1 protein-coding gene is annotated in these 1,216 nt (G+C 65.0%); it reads left to right on the forward strand.

Features of this window, described 5'->3' with window-relative positions; all coding sequences use genetic code 11:
* The coding region (locus ACFQ6H_RS29785) for an aconitase family protein (protein WP_378650439.1) at positions 1 to 1,216 on the forward strand (1,216 nt) is incomplete at both ends.

Below are 1,216 nucleotides of genomic sequence, written 5' to 3' on the forward strand. Positions count from 1 at the left end.
GCTTCGACGCCCGCAGCACACTGCAGGTGGGCGACGTGTCGTACGAGATCTTCCGGCTGGACAAGGTCGAGGGCTCCGCGCGCCTTCCCTACAGCCTGAAGGTGCTGCTGGAGAACCTGCTCCGCACCGAGGACGGCGCGAACATCACCGCCGACCACATCCGCGCCCTCGGGGGCTGGGACTCACAGGCCCAGCCGTCGCAGGAGATCCAGTTCACGCCTGCCCGCGTGATCATGCAGGACTTCACCGGCGTTCCTTGCATCGTCGACCTCGCCACCATGCGTGAGGCCGTCACCACCCTCGGCGGCGACCCGAACAAGGTCAACCCGCTCTCCCCCGCCGACATGGTCATCGACCACTCGGTCATCCTCGACGTCTTCGGCCAGGCCGACGCACTCGAGCGCAACGTCGACCTCGAATACGAGCGCAACGGCGAGCGTTACCAGTTCCTTCGTTGGGGCCAGGGCGCATTCGACGACTTCAAGGTCGTCCCCCCGGGAATGGGAATCGTTCACCAGGTCAACATCGAATACCTGGCTCCCACCGTGATGTCCCGTAACGGACAGGCCTACCCCGACACCTGCGTCGGCACCGACTCGCACACCACGATGGTCAACGGCCTCGGCGTGCTCGGCTGGGGCGTCGGCGGCATCGAGGCCGAGGCAGCAATGCTCGGCCAGCCCGTCTCCATGCTGATCCCCCGCGTTGTCGGCTTCAAGCTCTCCGGTGAGATCAAGCCCGGCGTCACCGCAACCGACGTCGTGCTCACCGCCACCGAGATGCTCCGCAAGCACGGCGTCGTCGGCAAGTTCGTCGAGTTCTACGGCAACGGTGTTGCCGAGGTTCCGCTCGCGAACCGCGCAACGCTGGGCAACATGAGCCCCGAATTCGGTTCCACCGCAGCGATCTTCCCGATCGACGCCGAGACCATCGAATACCTGCGCCTCACCGGCCGCAGCGACGAGCAGCTCGCTCTCGTCGAGGCGTACGCCAAGGAACAGGGCCTGTGGCACAACCCCGACAAGGAACCCGTCTTCTCGGAGTACATCGAGCTGGATCTGGGAACCGTTGTTCCCTCGATCGCCGGCCCGAAGCGCCCGCAGGACCGAATCCTGTTGTCGGAGTCGAAGACTGCGTTCCGCAAGGACATCCACAACTACGTGGAAGAGAACTACCCGACCGAGCACACCCAGCTCGACGAGGCAGTCGAGGAATC

This window comes from Rhodococcus sp. NPDC056506 (assembly GCF_042794945.1).
Classification (GTDB): Bacteria; Actinomycetota; Actinomycetes; order Mycobacteriales; family Mycobacteriaceae; genus Rhodococcus_F.